Origin of the sequence: Burkholderia sp. E168m23 (genome assembly GCF_016586125.1) — a bacterium.
Taxonomy (GTDB): domain Bacteria; phylum Pseudomonadota; class Gammaproteobacteria; order Burkholderiales; family Burkholderiaceae; genus Burkholderia; species Burkholderia orbicola.
Genome location: NZ_BCPP01001283.1, coordinates 1 through 1,556 on the forward strand (window position 1 = coordinate 1; position 1,556 = coordinate 1,556).

1 protein-coding gene is annotated in these 1,556 nt (G+C 67.5%); it reads left to right on the forward strand.

Going from position 1 to position 1,556, the window contains the following annotated elements:
- The first annotated feature begins 331 nt into the window (after positions 1-331).
- Positions 332-1,477: a glycerophosphodiester phosphodiesterase gene (locus JMF90_RS36575; RefSeq protein WP_011547816.1), complete on the forward strand. Its 1,146-nt coding sequence runs from the start codon at positions 332-334 to the stop codon at positions 1,475-1,477.
- The last annotated feature ends 79 nt before the right edge of the window (positions 1,478-1,556 follow it).

Below are 1,556 nucleotides of genomic sequence, written 5' to 3' on the forward strand. Positions count from 1 at the left end.
CGCCCGCGCCGGCCCGCGAGTCGCCGCATCGTCGCGCCAGGCGGGCCTCGGCCCCGCTGCGGCGATGCAAAATTCCCGCAAGTTTAGTGCATCCGGCGCACGAACTCGTTGCGACGGCCGGAATGCGGTGCGCAGCAGCCCGCCGTCACTCGCGCTGCCCTGCACGTCGCGCCTTCAAAGCAAAACGGAAAGGTCGAAGTAATACATATGTAATTATTCGATGCGACGATCGCGCACCGTTCGACTCCGTTCAGCCCGGGCTCCCCGCCGGGCCGCCGGCGCGAGCTCCTTTCCGCCTCCTTTCCGACTCCGTTTTCGAAGGTTCATCGACATGCTCCTCAAGCGCCCGACCTCCCTGCGCTACGCCCCGTTCGCCTGTGCCGCCGCGTTCCTGCTCGCCGCGTGCGGCGGTGGCGACGATCTGACGCGCGATCCCACGCAGCCAATTTCCGCGAAGGTCCAGGTGGTCGGCCATCGCGGCGCGAGCGCGCTGCGCCCCGAACACACGCTCGCGTCGTACCGCAAGGCGATCGAGGACGGCGCGGACGTGATCGAGCCCGACCTCGTGTCGACCCGCGACGGCGTGCTGGTCGCGCGCCACGAAAACGAGATCTCGGGCACGACGAACGTGTCCGCGCTGCCGCAGTTCGCGAGCCGCAAGGCGACCAAGACGATCGACGGCACGCAGTTGACGGGCTGGTTCACCGAGGATTTCACGCTCGCCGAGCTGAAGACGCTGCGGGCGCGTGAGCGCATCCCGCAGGTACGCCCCGCCAATACCGCGTACAACGACCAGTTCGAGATTCCGACGTTCGACGAGATCGTCGCGCTCGCGAAGCAGATGTCCGCGCAGACCGGCCGCACGATCCACCTGTACCCGGAAACCAAGCATCCGACCTACTTCCAGTCGATCGGCCTGCCGCTCGAGGATCGCCTCGTCGACGCGCTGCTGAAGGATGCGTACACGTCGCGCACCGCGACCGTCTACATCCAGTCGTTCGAAGTCGCGAACCTGAAGACGATCCGCAACCGGATCAAGTCGAGCCAGCCGAACTGGAAGCTCGTGCAGTTGATGGACGAAGCGCAGCAGCGCCCGTACGACTTCGTGAAGGCGAACGACACGCGCACCTACGGCGACCTGTCGACGCGCGACGGCATGCGCGAGATCGCGACCTATGCGAACGGCGTCGGGCCGTACAAGACGTCGATCATCGCGGTCGCCGCGGACGGCACGCTGCAGCAGCCGACGCCGTACGTGCGCTACGCGCACGAGGCCGGTCTCGTCGTGCATCCGTACACGTTCCGCCCGGAGAACAACTTCCTGCCCGCGTCGCTGAAGGACGGCGGCACGCCGGCCACGCGCAACACGGCCGGGTCGGTGCGCGAGATCCAGGCATACCTGCGCGCGGGGATCGACGGCTTCTTCACCGACGATCCGGCCGTCGGCCGCACGGCCGTCGATACGTTCAAGCGCTGATACGAAGCGCCGATCCGCTTCGTGACCGGGCGCCGCGCACGACGCGCCGCACCCGGTTGCCCGCATCGCTCAGATCACG

Coding starts and splice junctions, on each gene's coding strand:
- JMF90_RS36575 (WP_011547816.1), top strand. CDS start 332: ATGCTCCTCAAGCGCCCGACCTCCCTGCGCTACGCCCCGTTCGCCTGT.